Raw genomic sequence first — 1,165 nt, 5'->3', positions numbered from 1 at the left:
GCCAATAGCTCCCGCATGGTTTTGAGCAGATCGAGGTTGCCGGACTCGATCTGGGTGTAGGTCGCAGCCGCCTCGCGTGCCAGGGCGGCGCCGAGTAGCGACATCGGCAGCAGCACCATCAGCACGATGATGGCCACTGAGGTGAACGCCGCGAGATTGCGCCGGAAGCCGAAGGCGCGGTTGAGCTGGCGGTTCAGCGGCGCGAACAGGATCGCGATCACCATGCCCCACAGCACGGCGCTGTACAGCGGCCACAGAATCCAGCCGAACAGTCCGGTGGCGACCACCAGCAGCAGAATGAAGAACTTGTTTTCGGATGCCGGCATCCAGGTCCCCTTGCCTCGCCGACGGCAACGTTCCGCTCGGGCTTTGGCTCCTCGCCACCCTAAAGGGTTTTGCGCCGAATGGGACCCCGCCGGATCACCGCAGCATTCTTGTTTGCGGTTTGCAGCGCCCCCGATCCCTGACACTGTCGGGGCGTACAACACAAGATCGGAAAGGGATGGGATGAGCGAGGCCGTGATCGACGACATCGTGGCGCTGCTGCCGCCGCTGCTGCAGAGCCTCGAATCGCTCGGCTTCGTCGCGCGCTATCTGCATCCGCCGGAATTCGGCGATCTGCTCAAGCTCGCCGGCACGCCCGAACAGGCGCTGCAGGCCGAGTTGCCACGACTGGCGAATTGGCCCGAGACCTTCGCGCATCTGCGCGGTCCGCTCCAGACCGCCGGCGAGCAGGCGCTCGCGGCGTTTGCCGGCCTGCGCGCGGTCGATGCCGGCCAGGGTGATCTCGGCGACGTCTTCCGGGCGCTCCGGCATCTGCCGCAGGCGCTGGAGGCGCTGTATCCCCTCGCGGCCACTCTGCCGCCGGTGTCGGGTTTCTTCCTCGATCCGGACAGCCAGCAGAACGAAACATTGCTGGCGCAACTGACGCAGCCGAAGCATCCGGACAGCGGCGTGTTTCACCGGTTCAACGAGCACAGCAGCCGCGGCGGCTATTCGCTCTACGTGCCGGAATATTACGACCCGGACCGGGAGTGGCCGCTGGTGATGGCGCTGCACGGCGGCAGCGGTCACGGCCGGCTGTTCCTGTGGAGCTGGCTGCGCGACGCCCGGGCCCGCGGCGCCATCGTGGTGGCGCCGACCGCGAGGGGGCGAACCTGGGCGC

At 67.2% G+C, this 1,165-nt stretch carries 2 pseudogenes; one reads left to right on the top strand and one right to left on the bottom strand.

Going from position 1 to position 1,165, the window contains the following annotated elements:
• A pseudogene (locus tag DYI24_RS26900) lies at positions 1–326 on the bottom strand (AI-2E family transporter); the annotation flags it as partial.
• A gap of 181 nt (positions 327–507) precedes the next feature.
• Here DYI24_RS26900 and DYI24_RS26895 point away from each other — a divergent pair.
• Positions 508–1,165, top strand: a pseudogene (locus tag DYI24_RS26895) (phospholipase); the annotation flags it as partial.

It is taken from the genome of Rhodopseudomonas sp. BR0C11 (assembly GCF_010820945.1).
In the GTDB taxonomy this organism is placed as follows: domain Bacteria; phylum Pseudomonadota; class Alphaproteobacteria; order Rhizobiales; family Xanthobacteraceae; genus Rhodopseudomonas; species Rhodopseudomonas palustris_H.
The sequence above is the reverse complement of the archived record's forward strand: the minus strand, read 5'-3'. Positions and strand labels throughout refer to the sequence as shown.